The 18,408-nt window shown below is 71.1% G+C and carries 16 protein-coding genes and 1 riboswitch; of the genes, 9 read left to right on the top strand and 7 right to left on the bottom strand.

The window, feature by feature from the left end; all coding sequences use genetic code 11:
- Window positions 1-32 precede the first annotated feature (32 nt).
- Window positions 33-977, bottom strand: coding sequence for an AraC family transcriptional regulator (locus tag ISO16_RS09935; protein WP_072635858.1), 945 nt, complete (start codon window positions 975-977; stop codon window positions 33-35).
- A 237-nt stretch (window positions 978-1,214) separates the two neighbouring features.
- Here ISO16_RS09935 and ISO16_RS09930 point away from each other — a divergent pair, with 237 nt between their 5' ends.
- The 5 genes from ISO16_RS09930 to ISO16_RS09910 all read left to right on the top strand — a co-directional run bounded on the left by ISO16_RS09930 (window position 1,215) and on the right by ISO16_RS09910 (window position 7,667).
- Window positions 1,215-1,787 (top strand): flavin reductase family protein, encoded by a 573-nt coding sequence (locus ISO16_RS09930; RefSeq protein ID WP_072635859.1) that lies wholly within the window; start codon window positions 1,215-1,217, stop codon window positions 1,785-1,787.
- Window positions 1,788-1,818: 31 nt separating this feature from the next.
- Window positions 1,819-3,438: a 4-hydroxyphenylacetate 3-hydroxylase family protein gene (locus ISO16_RS09925; protein WP_195886199.1), complete on the top strand. Its 1,620-nt coding sequence runs from the start codon at window positions 1,819-1,821 to the stop codon at window positions 3,436-3,438.
- Window positions 3,439-3,457: 19 nt separating this feature from the next.
- On the top strand, window positions 3,458-4,306 hold the full coding sequence (catA, locus tag ISO16_RS09920; protein WP_072635857.1) for a catechol 1,2-dioxygenase: 849 nt from the start codon (window positions 3,458-3,460) through the stop codon (window positions 4,304-4,306).
- Window positions 4,307-4,386: 80 nt separating this feature from the next.
- Window positions 4,387-6,471 carry a phosphate acetyltransferase gene (gene pta / locus ISO16_RS09915; RefSeq protein WP_006938193.1) on the top strand — a complete coding sequence of 695 codons (2,085 nt, stop codon included), beginning with the start codon at window positions 4,387-4,389 and terminating at the stop codon, window positions 6,469-6,471.
- On the top strand, window positions 6,468-7,667 hold the full coding sequence (locus ISO16_RS09910; protein ID WP_072635854.1) for an acetate kinase: 1,200 nt from the start codon (window positions 6,468-6,470) through the stop codon (window positions 7,665-7,667). The genes pta and ISO16_RS09910 overlap by 4 nt, the downstream gene beginning before the upstream one ends.
- 98 nt (window positions 7,668-7,765) lie before the next feature.
- Here ISO16_RS09910 and ISO16_RS09905 read toward each other — a convergent pair whose 3' ends face one another.
- From ISO16_RS09905 to ISO16_RS09890, 4 genes are all read right to left on the bottom strand, one after another.
- Window positions 7,766-8,635 (bottom strand): endonuclease domain-containing protein, encoded by an 870-nt coding sequence (locus ISO16_RS09905; protein WP_072635853.1) that lies wholly within the window; start codon window positions 8,633-8,635, stop codon window positions 7,766-7,768.
- A 195-nt stretch (window positions 8,636-8,830) separates the two neighbouring features.
- Window positions 8,831-11,158, bottom strand: a complete 2,328-nt coding sequence (locus ISO16_RS09900) for a serine/threonine-protein kinase (protein ID WP_072635852.1) — start codon at window positions 11,156-11,158, stop codon at window positions 8,831-8,833.
- 8 nt (window positions 11,159-11,166) lie between these two features.
- Entirely contained in the window at window positions 11,167-12,132 is a 966-nt protein-coding gene (locus ISO16_RS09895) for a glutamate ABC transporter substrate-binding protein (protein ID WP_029545345.1), read from the bottom strand.
- Window positions 12,129-13,490, bottom strand: coding sequence for a hypothetical protein (locus ISO16_RS09890; protein WP_072635851.1), 1,362 nt, complete (start codon window positions 13,488-13,490; stop codon window positions 12,129-12,131). The genes ISO16_RS09895 and ISO16_RS09890 overlap by 4 nt, the downstream gene beginning before the upstream one ends.
- 128 nt (window positions 13,491-13,618) lie before the next feature.
- On the opposite strand from ISO16_RS09890, the gene ISO16_RS09885 reads away from it, so the two are divergent.
- Complete coding sequence (locus tag ISO16_RS09885; RefSeq protein WP_006938212.1) at window positions 13,619-14,470, top strand: NUDIX hydrolase; 852 nt, start codon at window positions 13,619-13,621, stop codon at window positions 14,468-14,470.
- A 36-nt stretch (window positions 14,471-14,506) separates the two neighbouring features.
- Here ISO16_RS09885 and thiE read toward each other — a convergent pair whose 3' ends face one another.
- A complete protein-coding gene (gene thiE, locus ISO16_RS09880; protein ID WP_006938213.1) occupies window positions 14,507-15,196 on the bottom strand; it encodes a thiamine phosphate synthase in 690 nt (229 codons plus the stop codon).
- Window positions 15,197-15,222: 26 nt separating this feature from the next.
- Window positions 15,223-15,335, top strand: a riboswitch (TPP riboswitch).
- On the opposite strand from thiE, the gene thiO reads away from it, so the two are divergent.
- The 3 genes from thiO (at window position 15,335) to ISO16_RS09865 (ending at window position 17,398) form a co-directional block, all read left to right on the top strand.
- Complete coding sequence (gene thiO, locus ISO16_RS09875; RefSeq protein ID WP_006938214.1) at window positions 15,335-16,399, top strand: glycine oxidase ThiO; 1,065 nt, start codon at window positions 15,335-15,337, stop codon at window positions 16,397-16,399. (Overlaps the previous riboswitch by 1 nt.)
- Complete coding sequence (gene thiS / locus ISO16_RS09870; RefSeq protein ID WP_029545344.1) at window positions 16,396-16,611, top strand: sulfur carrier protein ThiS; 216 nt, start codon at window positions 16,396-16,398, stop codon at window positions 16,609-16,611. The genes thiO and thiS overlap by 4 nt, the downstream gene beginning before the upstream one ends.
- A complete protein-coding gene (locus ISO16_RS09865; RefSeq protein WP_072635850.1) occupies window positions 16,604-17,398 on the top strand; it encodes a thiazole synthase in 795 nt (264 codons plus the stop codon). The genes thiS and ISO16_RS09865 overlap by 8 nt, the downstream gene beginning before the upstream one ends.
- 79 nt (window positions 17,399-17,477) lie before the next feature.
- On the opposite strand, the gene ISO16_RS09860 is transcribed toward ISO16_RS09865, so the two are convergent.
- On the bottom strand, window positions 17,478-18,359 hold the full coding sequence (locus ISO16_RS09860; RefSeq protein ID WP_072635849.1) for a dihydrodipicolinate synthase family protein: 882 nt from the start codon (window positions 18,357-18,359) through the stop codon (window positions 17,478-17,480).
- Window positions 18,360-18,408: the final 49 nt, after the last annotated feature.

The following is an 18,408-nucleotide window of genomic DNA, read 5'->3' as shown; positions in this document are numbered from 1 at the left end:
AAGGACACACCGGCGACGACGTCGCCTGTAGGTCAGGCGGTCCCGCCGCGCAGCGTCTCGGACGGGCTGGCGCCGAACTTGCGCCGGTACGCGGCGGCGAACCGCCCGGTGTGCATGATGCCCCAGCGGAGGGCGACATCGGATACCGTTGCACTGGAATCGCTTCGGGACAGATCGGTGTGCACCCGCTCGAGCCGGACGTCGGCGAGATACTCCATCGGCGTCATGCCGACGCACTCGCGGAAGCCCTGCTGAATGCGGCGGACGCTGACGCCGACGAGCTCGGCCATCTCCGCGGCGGTCCACGGGCGCGCCGGATCCTGCTGGACCGCGTCCATCACCCGTTTGACGATCCGTGGCCGCACCCCGGTCGGGCCGTCACCGTCGTCCGGTGCGACGGCGAGCACGAGCGCGGTCGTGACGGCGCGGCAAAGTTGTTCGGCCACCTGGCCGCTGCGCAGCAGGACGTTGTCCCGCAGCGACTCGTCGGCGACCGCTCGGACGAGGCGCAGCCAGTCGGCCCCCGCTCCCGCCCGCAGATCCAGCTGCGCGGGCAGCTGCCTACCCGGACGGGGGAGCAGGCGGTCCATCTCGCGCTGCATGTAGTCGCGGTCGACCTTGAACCCGATGATCTCGCACGAACTGCTCCACCGGGTGATGACGGTGGGGGTGTCGGGAGGGCAGACCGTCGCCAGCCCGGGAGCCGACACGACCTCGTCGCGGCCGACGGCGGTGACCAGATGCCCGGTCAGGGGAATATTGATGCCGTACGCGCCGGGATGCTCGGAACGGATCGACACGTCCACGCCGAAGCCGATCCGCGCCAGCCGCGCGGCGCCGAGCTGGGTCGATTCCAGCGACGTGCGGGCGGCGGGCCCGCGGCTGAGGAGCGTCAGCTGGTGCGGGAAGTACGCCTGGGACACCACGTCGTGCACTTCGTCCCAGTCCGTGAAGCCGCGGCTTTCCGGTGCTCGCATTCGCCCTTCCAACCCTCCCAACTGGTGCCGTGCCGGTATGTGGGCAGCTCCCCACGCTAGCACCGTACTGTGACGACGGTCACGTGCCGCCCGGATGATCCGGTGCGTTCCGAGCCCGCTTCGCAATGCGGATCGCACCTTCGCAATGCGGATCGACGGAGTGTGATCCGGGTCATACGTTGGTTCTCGTTCCGGATCGACCTGCGATCGCACATCGTGCAGAAAGGCGGTCTCCTCATGGACCAGCGAGCACTTCGCAACATCTTCGGTCAGTTCGCCAGCGGGGTCACTGTGGTCACGTGCGCCAACGCCGAGGGCGCCCGGCACGGGGCCACGGTCACGGCCTTCACCGCCATCTCGCTGGAGCCGAGGTTGTGCCAGGTGACGCTGACGCGGACGTCGAAGGCGTGCGGCTACCTCGACGACGCGCCGTTCGCCGTGAACATCCTGGCGGCCGACCAGCTCTCCACCGCACTGCATTTCGCCGGCAGACCGCAGGCCGTCGCGCCGACATGGGACGACACCGGAATCGCACCCGCCCTCCTCGGCAACGCGGCCACCCTGATCTGCCGCCCGTGGGCCGAATACGACGGCGGTGACCACGTCATCTTCGTCGGCGAGATCGTCGACGCCTCCGTCGACGCCGAGAAGGACCCGCTCCTGTTCTTCCGCAGCACCTTCCACGACCTCGGGGACCGGTCCGGCTCGACCGCGTGGAACGGGTGCCTCGACGATCCGCACAGCGGATGGTTCGACGCCACCACCACATTCACCCCACTGCCCTCGCAGCTCGCCCGCACTGCCTCCTGACCCCGCTCCCACCTCTTTCGAAGGGAAGACCATGACCACCACCGAAGCAGCCCCCGCTACCGGCACCGTCGACCGGTCGACGGTGAACGTCGCCGCGGACCACCCGGCCAATCAGCAGCAGACCTTCGCCTCGCGGCCGATGACCGGCGACGAGTACATCGCGTCGATCGACGACGGTCGCGAAATCTACCTGCACGGCGAGCGCGTCAAGGACTTCACCAACCATCCGGCGTTCCGCAACTCCATCCGCATGACCGCCCGCCTCTACGACGCGCTGCACACCGGCGAGCACGTCGGCACCCTCACCGCCCCGACCGACACCGGCAACGGCGGGGTGACCATGCCGTTCTTCCGCACCCCGAAGTCCGCCGACGACCTGCGAGCCGACCGCGACGCCATCGCCACCTGGGCGCGGATGACCTACGGCTGGATGGGCCGGTCCCCCGACTACAAGGCCTCCTTCCTCGGCACCCTCGGCGCCAACGACGAGTTCTACTCGCCGTTCCAGGACAACGCCAAGCGCTGGTACCGCGAGTCGCAGGAGAAGGTCCTGTACTGGAACCACGCGATCATCAACCCGCCGGTGGACCGGTCGCTGCCGCCGGACGAGGTGGGCGACGTGTTCATGAAGGTGGAGAAGGAGACCGACGCGGGCCTGATCGTCTCCGGCGCCAAGGTCGTCGCCACCGGCTCGGCGATCACCAACTACAACTTCATCGCCCACTACGGCCTGCCGATCAAGAAGAAGGAATTCGCCCTGATCTGCACGGTGCCGATGGATGCGCCCGGCATCAAGCTGATCTCGCGGGCCTCCTACTCGCAGAACGCCAACGTCGTCGGATCCCCGTTCGACTACCCGCTGTCCTCGCGCATGGACGAGAACGACGCGATCTTCATCTTCGACAAGGTGCTCGTGCCGTGGGAGAACGTGTTCATGTACGGGGACGTGGAGAAGATCAACAACTTCCTCGGCGGCTCGGGCTTCCTCCAGCGCTTCACGCTGCAGGGTTGCACGCGCCTTGCGGTCAAGCTCGACTTCATCGCGGGCCTGCTGATGAAGGCCCTCGACGCGACCGGCGCCGGCGGTTTCCGCGGGGTGCAGACCCGCGTCGGTGAGGTCATCGGCTGGCGCAACCTGTTCTGGTCGCTCACCGACGCGATGGTCAACAACCCGGAGCCGTGGATCGGCGACACCGTCATCCCGAAGCTCGAGTACGGCCTGACCTACCGGATGTTCGCGATGCAGGGCTACCCGCGCATCAAGGAGATCATCGAGCAGGACGTCGCGTCCGGCCTGATCTACCTGCCCTCGTCGGCGGCGGACTTCAAGAATCCCGAGGTGCGCCCCTACCTGGACAAGTACGTCCGCGGCTCCGACGGCATCACCGCCGTGGACCGGGTCAAGGTCATGAAGGCCCTGTGGGACTCGATCGGCTCCGAGTTCGGCGGCCGCCACGAACTGTACGAGCGGAACTACGCCGGCAACCACGAGAACGTCAAGGCCGAGCTGCTGTTCGCCGCAGAAGGCCGTGGGGACGTGTCCGCCATGAAGGGCCTGGCCGAGCAGTTCATGAGCGAGTACGACCTCGACGGCTGGACCGTGCCCGACCTCGTCGGCAACGACGACGTGTCCCATTTCCGCCGTGCCTGACCACTTCCCGGGAGACACCATGACCATCACCGAAAACCCCACCGCTGCCGCATCCGGCAATGCCGCCACCGACAAGTTCAAGGGCGAACGCTTCACCGCCGACACCTCACCGGAGCGTCTGTCCGCCATCGCGACCGACGCCCTCGCGGGATTCGGTGCGCTGATCCGGAAACATGCCGTCACCTACGACGAGTACCGCGTGCTCAAGCAGTGGCTCATCGACGTGGGCGAGGGCGGCGAGTGGCCGCTGCTGCTGGACGTGTTCGTCGAGCACGAGATCGAGGACGTCAACTCCCGGAGGTTCCGCGGCACCAAGGGCAGCATCGAGGGGCCGTACTACGTTCCAGGCGCACCGGAACTACCGGCGCAGTGCACACTCCCGATGCGCGACGAGGATCGCGTCCACCCCCCGCTGGTCCTGCGCGGACAGGTCACCGACCTCGACGGCCGGGGCCTCGGCGGGGCCCGGATCGAGATCTGGCACGCCGACGACGAAGGCTACTACTCCCAGTTCGCCCCGCACCTTCCGCACTGGAATCTGCGCGGCACCGTCGTCGCCGACGCCGAGGGCCGCTACGACATCACCACCATCGAGCCGGCTCCGTATCAGATCCCCACCGACGGGCCCACCGGACAGTTCATCGAGGCAGCCGGATGGCACCCGTGGCGCCCGGCGCACCTGCACCTGCGGGTGACCGCACCCGGCAGGCAGCCGATCATCACCCAGCTGTACTTCGCCGGTGGTGAGTGGCTCGACGACGACGTCGCGACCGCGACGAAACCGGAACTCGTCCTCGAACCACAGGTCGACGACGCCGGCCGCAAGGTGGCCACGTACGACTTCGCGCTCGACCCGCTCGCGGACTGACGCCGCTGCGCCCCCGGTGCGTCTTTTGGGTTGCTCCCACCGCCCAAAGGACGCACCGGCGCAGCGTTAGGGTGTGAGCCATGAGCGCCGCCGCCGAGTCCGTGTCGAGTATCTACATCGCTGCGCCGGAGGGTGACACCGGCAAGTCCACCGTCGCGCTCGGCCTGCTCCAGGCGCTGTGTGCCTCCGCCGCCCGGGTCGGCGTCTTCCGCCCCATCGCCCGCTCCGACGGCGACACCGACTACATCCTCGAACTGCTCCTCGAACGCATCACCGTCGACCTCGACTACGACGAGTGCGTCGGCGCCACCTACGACGACGTGCATGCCGATCCCGAGGCCGCCCTCAGCGAGATCGTCGTCAAGTACCACGCCGTCGCGGACCGGTGCGACGCCGTCGTCATCGTCGGCAGCGACTACACCGAGATCGCCAACCCCAGCGAGCTCGGCTACAACGCGCGCATCGCCGCGAATCTCGACGCGCCCGTTCTGCTCGTGTTGCGCGGCTCCCGGCGCACCCCCGACGAGGTGGCGCAACTGACCAGCGTGTGCACGGCCGAACTCGCCGCCCAGCACGCCCACCTGACCGGAATCGTCGTCAACCGCTGTCCCTCCGACCGGCTCGACGAGATCGCCGCGGCCGTCGGGGACCGGGGTGTGCCGCTGTGGACCCTGCCGGAGGTGCCGATCCTCGTCGCGCCGACCATGGGCGAACTGCTGACCGCGATCGACGGCGAACTCTACAGCGGCGATCCCGAGCTGCTGCACCGCGAGGCGCTGCGCGTCATGGTCGGCGGCATGACCGCCGAACACATCCTCGAACGCATCACCGAGGGGGTCGTGGTGATCGCCCCCGCCGACCGCTCCGACGTGCTCCTCGCCCTCGTGAATGCCAATGCCGCCGAAGGGTTTCCGTCGCTGGCCGGCATCATCATGAACGGTGGGCTCCTGCCGCACCCAGCGATGGCGCAACTCGTCGCCGGACTCAGGCCCAGCCTGCCGATCCTGACGACCACCCTGGGGACGTTCGACACCGCGTCGGCCGCCGACCGGACGCGCGGCCGCATGGCGCTCGGCGCGCACCGCAAGATCGACACCGCCGTCGCGCTGATGGAACAGCACGTGGACACGGATCGGCTGCTGAGCCGCCTCGACGTGCCCCGGCCGTCCGTCACGACCCCGCAGATGTTCGAGTACCAGCTCATCGACTGGGCCCGCCGTCAGCGCCGGCACATCGTGCTGCCCGAAGGCGACGACGACCGGATCCTGCGCGCGGCGGGCCGCGTCCTGCAACGCAAGATCGCCGACCTGACGATCCTCGGCGACGAGACGCAGGTGCGGCGCCGGGCGGCCGAACTCGGGGTGGACCTGAGTGCGGCGACCGTGCTCGATCCCAGGTCGTCCGAACACGCCGAGCCGTTCGCCGAGGAGTACGCCCGGCTGCGTGCCCACAAGGGGATGACGATCGAACGCGCCCGCGAGATCATGAGCGACATTTCGTACTTCGGCACGATGATGGTGCACCTCGGCGTCGCCGACGGCATGGTCTCCGGTGCCGCGCACACCACCGCGCACACCATCCGGCCGTCCTTCGAGATCATCAAGACCGAACCCGGCGTGTCCACGGTGTCGAGCATCTTCCTCATGTGCCTGTCGGACCGGGTGCTCGCCTACGGTGACTGCGCGGTGGTGCCCGATCCCACCAGCGATCAGCTCGCCGACATCGCGATCTCCTCCGCCGCCACCGCCGCCCGCTTCGGCATCGAACCGCGCGTCGCGATGCTGTCCTACTCGACCGGCGAGTCCGGTTCGGGCGTCGACGTCGACAAGGTCCGCGCCGCCACCGCCCTGGTGCGCGAGCGTCGGCCGGACCTGCCGGTGGAGGGACCGATCCAGTACGACGCCGCGATCGAACCGTCGGTGGCCAGCGCCAAGCTTCCCGACTCGGAGGTCGCCGGCCGGGCGACCGTGTTCATCTTCCCGGACCTCAACACCGGCAACAACACCTACAAGGCCGTGCAGCGCAGCGCCGGAGCCGTGGCCGTCGGTCCGGTCCTGCAGGGCCTGCGCAAGCCCGTCAACGACCTGTCGCGTGGGGCGCTGATCCAGGACATCGTGAACACGGTGGCGATCACCGCCATCCAGGCGCAGGAGGCCGGCGAATGAGCTCCCAGACGGACGGCACCGTGCTGGTGCTCAACTCCGGCTCGTCGTCGATCAAGTTCCAGCTCGTCCACCCCGAGACCGGAGACTCGGTGGCGCACGGGCTCATCGAGCGGATCGGTGAGCCCGAGGGCAGGGTCGTGTTCCACCACACCACCGGCACCGAGGAACACGTCGGTCCCATCGAGAACCACCGCGCCGGACTGCGGATCGTCCTCGACTGGGTGGAGGCGCTGGGCCGCCCCCTGCGCGAGGCCGGCATCATCGCCGTCGGCCATCGCCTCGTACACGGCGGCGAGGTGTTCCACGAGCCGACCGTCGTCGACGACGACGTGGTGCGCACCGTGAAGGAACTGGCCGTTCTTGCGCCCCTGCACAATCCGGCGAACGTCATCGGCATGGAGGTCGCGCGGGAGGAACTGCCCGGCATTCCGCACGTCGGGGTGTTCGACACCGCGTTCTTCCACGCACTGCCCGCCGCGGCCGCCACCTACGCGATCGACCGGGACGTCGCCCGGGCGCACGGCATCCGGCGGTACGGCTTCCACGGGACGTCGCACCAGTACGTGTCCGAGCGCGCCGCCCGGTTCCTCGGACGTGAACTGTCGGAACTGAACCAGATCGTGCTGCACCTCGGCAACGGTGCGTCGGCCTCCGCGATCGCCGGCGGCCGGCCCGTCGACACGTCCATGGGGTTGACCCCGCTCGAAGGACTCGTCATGGGAACCCGGTGCGGCGACATCGATCCCGGCGTGCTGCTGCACCTGAACCGCAGCGCCGGGATGGACGTCGATTCCATCGACGATCTGCTCAACCGGCGCTCCGGGCTCAAGGGCCTCTCAGGGGTCAACGACTTCCGCGCCCTGCTGCGGCTCGTCGCCGAGGGCTCCGAGGACGCGAAGCTCGCCTACGACGTCTACGTGCACCGCCTGCGCAAGTACCTCGGCGCGTATCTTGTCGAACTGGGCGGCGTCGATGTCGTCGTGTTCACCGGCGGGGTGGGAGAGAACAACGTCGACGTCCGCCGCGACGCCCTCGCCGGCCTCGAGTGTCTCGGCATCGCCGTCGACGAGACCCGCAACGCCGCCTCCGCACGCGGTGAGCGGCGCATCTCGGCGGACACGTCGCAGGTGGAGATCCTCGTGATCCCGACCAACGAGGAGCTCGCCATCGCGCGGGCGGCCGCGGCGCTGGTGTAGGCGGGAGTTTCTCGCGTCCAGCGGGAGGTTGTCGTCGGTGCCACTCGGCGGATGGCCCAGCCACAGCCCGATCGTCGCGCCAACCTCCCGGTCGAATCTCACAACCGAGCGCCAGCGGCATGCAGCGCCGCCCGGACCCGATCGAGGACGACGTGCGGACGTCCGGCGAGCAGTTGAGCACCCACCCGGACAATCCGCCATCCCGCCGCCTCGAGTACGGCGTACCGGTCGATGTCCCGGGCGCGCTGGGTGGGATCGGTCCAGTGTTGGCCGCCGTCGTACTCCACGAGGACCTGCCAGCGCTTCCAGCCCATGTCGCCGCGCGCCAGCACGCTGCCGTCCGAGCCGTAGACGAGCAGCTGGGTTTCCGGCGGCGGAAGTCCATCGCGGACCAGCAACAAACGGGTGCGGGTTTCGGGTGGCGACTCCGCGCCTGCGTCGACGAGGAGCAGTGAACGGCGCAGATCGCTGATCCCGCGCGCACCAGGATGGCAGCGGGCGACGTCGAGGATTGCCGCGGGCGTGATGCCCGTGGCGTTGCACAGTGCGTCGAGGACCTCGATTCCGCGATCGCCGGGGTGCGCTCGTCCCAGGTCGAAGGCGGTCCGTGCCGGTGATGTCACCACCATCCCGCCCACGAGGCACAGTTCGTCGTCGGGGATGCAGCCCTGCCGGACGACGATTCCGGCCGGGGCCCGGACGTGTCCGAGGCGGAGGATCTCGGCCGGGGCCGTATCGTCGATCCAACGGGTGCCGTGTACCGCGGCCGCCGAGAGGCCCGTGAGGACGCCCTTTCCGCGTGCCCACAGCCAGGCCGCCATCGCTCGGTTCCGGGCAGTGGGTGCGACGCCGCGTCGGACGTACACGTTGCGGTGGAGACGAACGAATCCGTGCCGAAGTTCGTATGCGGTGAGCGCGCCGGCGGCGATCGCTTCTGTGCCCAGGAAAGGTGCGTCGAAGGTGTCCATCCGGTCCACGATGTCGGACGAACCGCACTCCCGGAAGACCCGCTGCCGCGGTTGTGGAGAAGTCGCGAGTTATCCACAATCGGATCGAGCGGGGCCTTTTCGTTACCGGCGGGAGGTTGTTGTCGGTGTTACCCGGTCGATGCCGCAGCGACGGCCCGTTCGTCGCAACAAGCTCCCGTTCGGCGCGGAGACGGGCTACAGGAGGCTGCGGGGGCGGATGGCGTTGGCCAGGTCGACGAGGGTGTAGCGGTGCGTGCGGGCGGGGGCGTTGCGGGCGAGGGCGCGCAGGCCGGACTCGGTGCCGGCGCGAAGTCCTTTCTCGGTGAAGGGGACGTCGAGGATCGGGTCGAGTTCGCGGCGGGCGGAGTGGCCGGCGCGCACCCAGTCGAGTGCCGTCGACAGCACCAGGGTGCGCATCTGCAGGAACCGGCTCTCGTCGGGCGACAACGTCCCCACCCGGCGCGCGGCCTCGCGCAGGTCGGCTTCCTCGAGTTCGTCGATCGGCCTGTCGTGCAACAGGATCAGCACCGTGGTCATGCGGGCGACGGCGTGGTGCCGGGAACTCGCGGGCACCTGGTCGAGCGCCGCGATCGCACCGGCCCGGTCGCCGCGGTGGGTGAGCTGCCGGGCGAGGCCGAACGCCGCGCTGACCACGTTGTGGTCGGTGCGCCACACGGTGCGGTAGTAGTTCTCGCAGAATCGGCGCCAGGCCTCGGGATCGTCGCTCTCCCAGTGCTGCAGAATGAGTTCCGCGGTTGCGGCGAGCGCCAGCTTGGGTGCGGTCTCGCCGGGCATCGCCGCGAGTACCTTCTCGAATCTGCCGAAGGAGGACTCGAATTCGCCGTTGACGAGTTCGGCCAGCCCGGCGTACCAGTCGATGCGCCAGTCCGCGCCGAGGTCGCGTTCGAGCTTGCGCAGGATCTCCGCGGCGCGGGTGCCGTGGCCCAGGTCGAGATGGGCGCGCACCTCCGCGAGGGTGATCTCGCGGGAGAACGAGACGTCCGCGGTGCCGACGACGCGTTCGAGCCCGTTGTCGCGCGCGTGCCGCAGCGAGTCGAGGGTCTGCTGGGGTTCGCTGTGCACCGCGGCGGCGAGCAGCGCGGCGCTCGGGTCGTTGGGGTCGAGCAGCGGCACCGGCAGCGCCGCCGCCACGTCGCGGGCCGAGAGGTTCTCGTCCCGCGCGACGCCGTCGACGATCGAATCCGTGCGTCCGACGGCCTCGTCCGTCCCGAACGTCGTCCGCTGGCGGCTGAAGACCGACGACAGGCCGGGATGCTCCTCGCCGGTCTGCTGCGACAGGATCTCCCGCAGGACCCCCGTCAGCTGGCTCGCCATCTCGTCGGCCGACCGGAACCGCTGCTGCGGATCGGCGTCGGTCGCCCGCAGCAGCAGCCGGTGGTACGACTCGTACTCCGCCAGCAGCGGTGCCTTCTCGGGGGTGGGCAGGCCGTCGGCCAGGCGGCCCTGCTGCCACGGCATGTCGAGGGTGAGCACGGCCAGGGTCCGGCCGACGGTGTAGATGTCGGTGGCGACGGTCGGGCCCGTGCGCACGATCTCCGGGGCCTGGTAGCCGGGCGTGCCGTACAGGTAGCCGTAGTCCTCGACGCCGGTGACGGCCCCGAGGTCGATGAGCTTGAGCTGCTCCTCGGTGACCATGATGTTCTCGGGCTTGAGGTCGTTGTAGACGAGTCCGATCGAGTGCAGGTAGCTCAGCGCCGGCATGATCTCGAGGACGTACGCGATGGCCTGTTCGACGGGCATCCGGGCCGGCTCGGGACAGCTGTCGAGCACCTCGCGCAGCGAATGCCCGCCCACGTATTCCATGACGATGTAGCCCATCGGGGTGCCGTCCGGGCGCGGGTGCTCGATGAAGTTGAAGATCTTCACGATGCTCGGGTGCGTCACCTCGGCGAGGAACTGCTTCTCGGCGACGGCGACGGCCTGCGCCTCGGCGTCGCCCGAGTGCAGCAGGCCCTTGAGCACGACCCACCGGTCGCTGACGTTCCGGTCGACGGCGAGGTAGATCCAGCCCAGCCCGCCGTGCGCGAGGCAGCCCTGCACCTCGTACTGCCCGCCGACGATGGCGCCGGGCGGCAGCATCGGGACGAACTCGAACGGGGTGCCGCACGAGGGACAGCGCCCGGAGGTGGGGCCCGGTCCGTTCGGCGTGCTGCGGCCGACCGGCTTGCCGCACTTCCAGCAGAACCGCTTGCCCTCGGCCACGTGCGGATCCGGGAGCACCACGGAGGCCGGGTCGACGGGTGCGGGGACCGGGATGTCCACGAGCCCGGCGAGGCGCCGCCGCGAGGGCACGCGCGGCCGGGACCGCCGCGACGACCGCTGTGACGGGACGCTGCCCCGGGAGGGGGCGCTGCGCTGGGCGGCGGGTGCGGTTTCCGGCGGGGCGCTGCGCTGCGTCGCGGGTCCCGTCTCCGGCGCGGCGCTGCGCTCGGTGGCGGGCCCGCCGTCCGGCGGGGCACTGCGCTGCGTCGCCGCGCCCGGGTCGTGTTCGGTGTCGGACATGCGGCCTCTCAGTCCACGTACGTCGGGGTCGGCGGCGCCGGGGCGGGTCCGAGGACGAGGAGCCAGCGGTTGTAGAGCTGCGTCCACGTCCCGTCGCGACGGATCCGCTCGAGGGTGCCGTTGACGAACCGCACCAGGTCCTCGCGGCCCTTGGCGATGCCGATGCCGTACGGCTCGCTGCCGATCGACGTCCCGACCAGCTCGAGGTACGGATCCTGCGAGGCGAGGCCGGCGAGGATCGTGTCGTCGGTGCTCACCGCGTCCACCTGACGCTGCTGCAGCACCACGAGGCAGTCCGCCCACGTCGGGACGGTGAGGATCGCCGCGGACGGCTGCAGCCGCCGGAGGCGGTCGAGCGACGTGGTTCCCTGCACGACACACACCCGCCGGCCCGCCAGGTCGGCGACGTCGCGGACGTCGGACCCCTTGACCACCAGGACGCGCTGCTGGGCCCGGAAGTAGACGGTGGAGAAGTCGACCCGTTCGCGGCGGGCACACGTGATCGTCATCGTCTTGGCGACGATGTCGACGGTGGAGTCCTGCAGGGCCTGCTCGCGGTCCGCGGAACTGAGGATCCGGAAGTCGAGCAGGTCCGGGCTGCCGAGCAGGTCCCGCGCGATCTCCCGCGCGACGTCCACGTCGAATCCGGTGATCCGGCCGGTCGCCGGATCCCGGAAGCTCATCAGGTTGCTGCCGGTGTCGAGCCCGACGACGAGCCGGCCGCGCGCCCGGATCGCGTCGAGGGTCGGTCCGGTCGTCGCGCCGTCGGGACGCAGGCCGGCGGTGGGGTCGCCGCAGTCCGGTTCCGGGGGGACGGGCGCCGCACTGGGCGCGACGGTGGCGCGTTCCGGCAGGGGCGGCTCGGTGTAGGACGGGTCCGGGTCGGCGAGGATCTCCGGCGGTGAGGTCGCGCAGCCGCCCGTGAATGCGGCGACGGCGACGACCGTCGCGGCGACGAGACGACGCACGTTCACCGGTACTCCCGCAGGCGCGGCCACAGCCCGACGACGATGCCGAGCAGCGCCAGCCCCGTCAACGCCGTCGTGGCGGGGGCGAGCGCGGACAGGGTCTGCGCGGCGCGGTCCTCGTTGCCGCGCAGTTCGGCGCGGGCGAGGTCGATGCCGCGTTCGAGGGCGCGGTCGAGGGTGGCGAACTGGGCGACGGCCTCGTCGGGACCGGGACCGGTCGCGAGGATCGCGGCGGCCGGGAAGTCCCCGCGGTCGAGCGCGGCCTGCATGCGATTGTGCGACGCCAGCCATGCGGTGCGTGCCTCGGCGGCACGCACGGCGGGATCGGTGACGATCTCCACCTCCTCGCCGGACGCATACCCGGCGAGCAGCTCGCCGAGCCGGGACATGCTCTGGTCGAACGTCGCGTCGTACTCGCCGGTGGCGTCGCGGCGCACGAGCTGCAGGGTCTCCGCGGTGCGTGCCTGCTGCGCGAGGATGCGGCTGTCGGTGAACACCCCGAGCGGCTCGGCCCCGTGCACGATCGCCCGCTCGGTCGCGCTCGACGAGGTCAGTCCGGCCACGAGCAGCCAGCACAGCAGGATTCCCGTCGCCGCGATCGACAGCAGCAGACCGGGATTGAGGGTGCGACGGCTGATCCGGGAGATGATGACGTGCACCGCGGTGAGCGCGACGACCGTCACCAGCAGCAGACCGATCGACGTCCACGGTGGCTGCACCGACGCGCGCTGCGTCGACGAGACCGCCGAGACGCTCTGCGTGTACAGCTCCTGCGCCATCGGCAGCAGCGCCGACTGCATCAGGTTCGACGCCTCGCCGAGATAGGCGGCACCCACCGGGTTGCCGACGCGGTTGTTCGCCCGCGCCGTCTCGACCAGGCCCGTGTACACGGTGAGGCGTTCGGCGATGCCGGACAGCAGCCGGGTGCCCGCACGGTCGCCGGTGGGAATCCCGCCGGCGGCGGCGACGAGCTGGGCGGACGCCTCGCCGACGGCCTGGGCGTAGCGGTCGCGGACCTCCTTCGGCTCGATGCCGCCGGAGATGAAGCCGGTGGCGGCCGCCGCGTCCGCGACCGACAGTGCGCTGTAGAGGTTCTGTGCGGCATCGGCGAGCGGTTCGGTGGTGGCGAGCAACCGATCGTGGGTGGCCTTGCGGCCGGTGACGGTCTGGCCCGCCGCGACCCCGGAGACGAGGAGGAGCACGGCGAGCAGCACACCGAGGGTGACGAGCTTGGCGGGTGTGGAGCGCAGCAGGTCGCGCACCTCGTCGGAGGGTCCGGCGTGGGCGGTCGTGGCGGCCGGCACGTCGTTACGCTGGAGGCGACTCCCCACCGCACCGAGCGTGGGGGTCACGCGCACGTCCACGAGAGCACCCCTTCCGATGTGGCACTGTGTGTGGCGAGCATATAAGCAGTAACGGGATGTTGTTGCCGTCCGAGGACGGTGGACGCCCGGCTCGCGGTCGGCGGCCGGGCGGCAGGGAGGCGGACGCGATGCGAGGTGACGGGGACGGCTGGGCCGTGGGACCCGACGGTGATCGCCGGTGGGGCAGATTCGGCGCGGCCGGATTGCTGCTGCGCGCGCCGCTGCCCGACGGCACGCCGGCCGTGTTGCTGCAGCACCGCGCGGCGTGGAGCCATCAGGGCGGCACGTGGGCGCTACCCGGCGGCGCCCGCGACAGCGACGAGAGTCCCGTCGCCGCGGCCGTGCGGGAAGCGAACGAGGAGACCGGGATCGACCCTGCGGCGCTGAGCGTGCGCACCGAGCGGGTCACCTCCGGGGTGGCCGGGGGGTGGACGTACACGACGGTCGTCGCGGACACCCCGAGCCCGATGGAGACGACCCTCAACGGGGAGAGCACCGAACTGCGCTGGGTGCCGGAGGCCGACGTCGAGACCATGCCGCTGCACACCGGGTTCGCGGCGGCCTGGCCGGACCTGCGGACTCGTGCGGTGCGGATGCTGCTCGACACCGCCAACGTCCTCGGGTCGCGGCCGACGGGCTGGTGGCGTGACCGCCCGGGCGCCACCGCACGACTGCTCGCGGAGCTGGCGGAGGCGTTGCCCCGCACCGTCGAGCTGCCCGACGGGTGTTTCGGCTGGGTGAGCCGCATCGAGGCGGTCCTTGAGGGGCAGGCCCGCGCGGCGGTGATCCACGACGACCGGACCCCGGTGCACACCGCCGTCGGCAGCGGGGACGACGAGCTGGCCTCCCTGGCGACGGGCACGTCGGCCGTGCTGGACCAAGTGCTCACCGTGGTGGTGACGGCCGACCGGGGACTGCGCGCCCGGCTGCCCGGGGACGTGCCGACCCTGTCGCCGTCGACGGTCCTGGGCTGGCTCTAGCGGACTGCCGGCCGGCGGGCCGGCTCCAGCGGACGGTCAGCCGGGCAGCGCGGCTTTCAGCGCCGCCGCCGCGGCCCGCGGATTCGGTGCCGCGGTGATGGCCCGGACCACCGCGATGCGGGTGGCGCCGGCGGCGAGCACCTCGGGCAGCCGCTCGGCGTCGATGCCGCCGATCGCGAACCACGGCCGCTGCGGCTGCGACCGGGCCACCTCCCGCAGTACCTCGAGTCCCGCCGGGGTGCGCCCCGGCTTGGTGGGGGTGGACCACACCGGCCCGTGGGCGAAGTAGTCGACGCCCTCCTCGATGTCGGACAGGCTCGCCTGCGCGCGGCTGCCGGTGGACCGGCCGATCACGATCTCCTCGCCGAGGATCTGCCGGGCGTACCGCACCGGCAGGTCGCCCTGACCCAGGTGCAGGATGTCGGCGCCCGCGGCGAGCGCGATGTCGGCACGGTCGTTGACGGCCAGCAGCGCACCGTGCCGGCGGCACGCCGCCGCCAGCACCTCGAGTGCCGCGAGTTCCTCGCGGGCCTCGAGCGGGCCGAACTTCTTCTCGCCCGCCGAACCCTTGTCGCGGAGCTGGACGATGTCGACTCCGCCCGCGAGGGCCTCCTCCGCGAATCGGGCCAGGTCTCCGGTGTCGCGACGGGCGTCGGTGCACAGGTAGAGCCGGGCCTGCGCGAGGCGTTCCCGGGGGGCGGGATGGTTGCCGCGGTAGGTAGTCACGGCGAAGACGGTAGTCTCTGCACTGAACGAATCGACACGGGAGTCCCGGGGATCGCGGGGCTGAGAGGGGGCCTGCCGGCCCCGACCGTCAGCACCTGAACCGGATCATGCCGGCGCAGGGAGTGAGGTGGACGAACTGTGGGAACCGTATCCGTCGTCGGCGGAGGCGTGATCGGGCTGTCGATCGCGTGGCGCGCGGCCCGTGCCGGCTGGACCGTGACCGTGCACGACCCGTCCCCGGGGGCGGGGGCGTCGTGGGTGGCCGGCGGGATGCTGGCACCGTTGTCGGAGGGCTGGCCGGGGGAGGAACACGTCCTCGAACTGGGCGCGGCGTCGCTGGCCCGCTGGCCGGAGTTCGGCGCCGAGCTGTTGCGGGAGACCGGACTGGACCTGTTCACCGCCGACGCGTCGCTGACCGTCGCGCTGGACGCGGCCGACGCGGCCGATCTGCGCACGATCGCCGAGTGGGTCTCGGCTCAGGGGCACGAGATGCGCGTGCTCGGTCGCGCTGAGGTGCGCGAGCTCGAGCCGTCGCTGGGGCCGCGCATCCGCCTGGGCCTGCTGGCCCCGGACGAGCTGGCCGTGGACAACCGGATCCTCGTCGATGCGCTGCGGCGGGCCGTCGCCGAGGCCGGTGTGGCCTTCGTCGATGTGCCGGTGCGCGACGTCGCGGACCTGGACGCCGACCGGGTGGTGCTCGCGGCGGGCGCGGCGTCGGCCCGCCTGTGGCCGGGCTTGCCGGTGCGGCCGGTCAAGGGGGAGATCCTGCGGTTGCGGACCCGCCCGGGTGCGGCGCCCGCCCCGCACCGGACGGTCCGCGGCAGTGTGCACGGCCGGCCGGCATACCTGGTGCCGCGCGCGGACGGCCTCGTCGTGGGCGCGACCCAGTACGAGGCCGACGACACGCAGGTCACCGTCGCGGGGGTGCGGGACCTGATCGCCGACGCCGAGGCGCTGTTCCCGGCGATCGGCGAGTACGAACTGCACGAGGCGAGCGCCGGGCTGCGGCCCATGAGCCCGGACAATCTGCCGCTCATCGGCCGGCTGTCCGAACGGGTGATCGCCGCGACCGGGCACGGCCGCAACGGGGTGCTGCTGACCCCGGTCACCGCGGACGCGGTGGTCGCGGAGCTCGCGGACGAACCCCTCGCTGTCTCGAAACATGCTGATCCACAACGATTCTCGAAGGGGAAAAGGTCATGAACGGTGCGCCGACGGTGGGTGTCACGGTCAACGGGGAGGAGCGCTGGTTCGCGCAGGCGCCGACGATGGCCGAACTGCTCAGCGAACTCGGTCTGCCCGACAAGGGCGTCGCCGTCGCCGTGGACGGTGCCGTGTTCCCCCGGGGGCGCTGGTCCGAACGCGTCGAAAAGGGCTGGCAGATCGAGGTTCTCACGGCGGTGCAGGGTGGCTGAGCACAACACCGGCCGCGACCCCGGCCACGACCTGCCGCCGCTGACGATCGCCGGGCGGACCTTCTCGTCGCGGCTCATCACCGGCACCGGTGGGGCCGCGAACCTCGCGGTGCTCGAGGAGGCGCTCGTCGCCTCCGGCACCGAGCTGACCACCGTGGCGATGCGCCGCGTGGACGCGGCGTCCGGGACCGGCGTGCTCGATCTGCTGCGCCGCCTCGGCATCGCGCCGCTGCCCAACACCGCCGGCTGCCGCGGCGCCGCCGAGGCGGTGCTCACCGCCCGACTCGGGCGCGAGGCCCTCGGGACGGACTGGGTCAAGCTCGAGGTCATCGCCGACGAACGCACTCTGCTGCCCGACGCGATCGAACTCGTCTCCGCCGCCGAGCAGCTCGTCGACGACGGGTTCGTCGTGCTGCCCTACACCACGGACGATCCGGTGCTGGCGCGACGGCTCGAGGACGTCGGCTGCGCCGCCGTGATGCCGCTCGGCTCGCCGATCGGGACCGGACTGGGCATCGCCAACCCGCACCACATCGAGATGATCGTCGAGGCCGCCGGGGTGCCGGTGATCCTCGACGCCGGCATCGGCACCGCCTCGGACGCCGCGCTCGCGATGGAACTCGGGTGCGACGCGGTGCTGCTGGCGACCGCGGTGACGCGGGCGAAGGACCCGGCGCTCATGGCGTCGGCGATGCGGCACGCCGTCGAGGCGGGCTTCCGGGCCCGGCACGCGGGCCGCATCCCGAAGCGGTTCTGGGCGCAGGCCTCCTCGCCGCTCGACCCGTAGGGCGACCCGAGGGGACGGTGACCGGGTGGTCGCTCGACGTGCGTGTGGTGCCGCACGGGCCACGGCACCACACGCGCCGTCAGGCGGCGGAGAGCAGCCGTGCGAGGGTTGCCCTTCCCTCGGGTTCGAGGGGCAGCAGCGGCGCTCGGGGATCCCCGACGTCCGAGCCGAGGATGCCGAGGCCCGCCTTGATCGTGGTGGGGAGGCCGCCGGCGACGATGAACTCGAGCAGGGGCCGCAGTTCGGCGTACAGGGCCTGAGCGCGGGCGAGGTCGCCGTCCTCGACGGCCGTGTACAGCGCGAGACACGGCTCGGGCCGCAGGCACGGCGCGGCGGTGCACCAGCCGGACGCCCCGGCCCTCAGCGCCTCGAGCACGAGCGGGTTGCTGCCGTTGTAGAACGGCAGGCGGCCCTCGCTGAGCTCGGCGATGCGCTGCATCCGGGACAGATCGCCGGTGGACTCCTTGACCATGGTGAGGTTGTCGATGGTGTCGAACATCGACACCAGCAGTTCCGGGCTCATGTCGATGCCGCTGGTGGCGGGGTTGTTGTACGCCATGACGGGAAGGTCGATCGCGGCACCGACGGCGGCGTAGTGGCAGGCGATCTCGCGATCGGTGAGCTTCCAGTACGACACGGGGAGCACCATGACGGCCGAGGCGCCCGCCGTCTGCGCGCGACGGGCCCGGCGGACGGTGTTCGCCGTCGTCAGGTCGGACACTCCGACGACGACGGGGACGCGGCCGGCGACGGCGGCGATCGTGGTGTCGAGAACGGTGTCGAACTCCTTCTCGGTGAGATAGGCGCTCTCGCCGGTACTGCCGAGTGGGGCGACGGCGTGCACACCGTCCCCGACGAGGCGGTCGACGAGCGAGGTGAGCGCGCCGGTGTCGACCGTCGCATCGGCGCCGGAGGTGAACGGGGTGATCGGGTAGGCGATGATGCCTTCCAGTGTGGTCAAGGCAGAGAATCCTTTTCGTCTCGTGAAAGCGGGGGCGAGCAACCTCGCC

Origin of the sequence: Rhodococcus sp. M8, assembly GCF_015654185.1 — a bacterium.
Taxonomy (GTDB): Bacteria; Actinomycetota; Actinomycetes; order Mycobacteriales; family Mycobacteriaceae; genus Rhodococcus; species Rhodococcus aetherivorans.
The sequence above is the reverse complement of the archived record's forward strand: the minus strand, read 5'-3'. Positions and strand labels throughout refer to the sequence as shown.

Coding starts and splice junctions, on each gene's coding strand:
- ISO16_RS09935 (WP_072635858.1), bottom strand. CDS start 977: ATGCGAGCACCGGAAAGCCGCGGCTTCACGGACTGGGACGAAGTGCAC.
- ISO16_RS09905 (WP_072635853.1), bottom strand. CDS start 8,635: ATGGACACCTTCGACGCACCTTTCCTGGGCACAGAAGCGATCGCCGCC.
- ISO16_RS09910 (WP_072635854.1), top strand. CDS start 6,468: ATGAGCTCCCAGACGGACGGCACCGTGCTGGTGCTCAACTCCGGCTCG.
- thiS (WP_029545344.1), top strand. CDS start 16,396: ATGAACGGTGCGCCGACGGTGGGTGTCACGGTCAACGGGGAGGAGCGC.
- pta (WP_006938193.1), top strand. CDS start 4,387: ATGAGCGCCGCCGCCGAGTCCGTGTCGAGTATCTACATCGCTGCGCCG.
- ISO16_RS09925 (WP_195886199.1), top strand. CDS start 1,819: ATGACCACCACCGAAGCAGCCCCCGCTACCGGCACCGTCGACCGGTCG.
- ISO16_RS09900 (WP_072635852.1), bottom strand. CDS start 11,158: ATGTCCGACACCGAACACGACCCGGGCGCGGCGACGCAGCGCAGTGCC.
- catA (WP_072635857.1), top strand. CDS start 3,458: ATGACCATCACCGAAAACCCCACCGCTGCCGCATCCGGCAATGCCGCC.
- ISO16_RS09885 (WP_006938212.1), top strand. CDS start 13,619: ATGCGAGGTGACGGGGACGGCTGGGCCGTGGGACCCGACGGTGATCGC.
- ISO16_RS09930 (WP_072635859.1), top strand. CDS start 1,215: ATGGACCAGCGAGCACTTCGCAACATCTTCGGTCAGTTCGCCAGCGGG.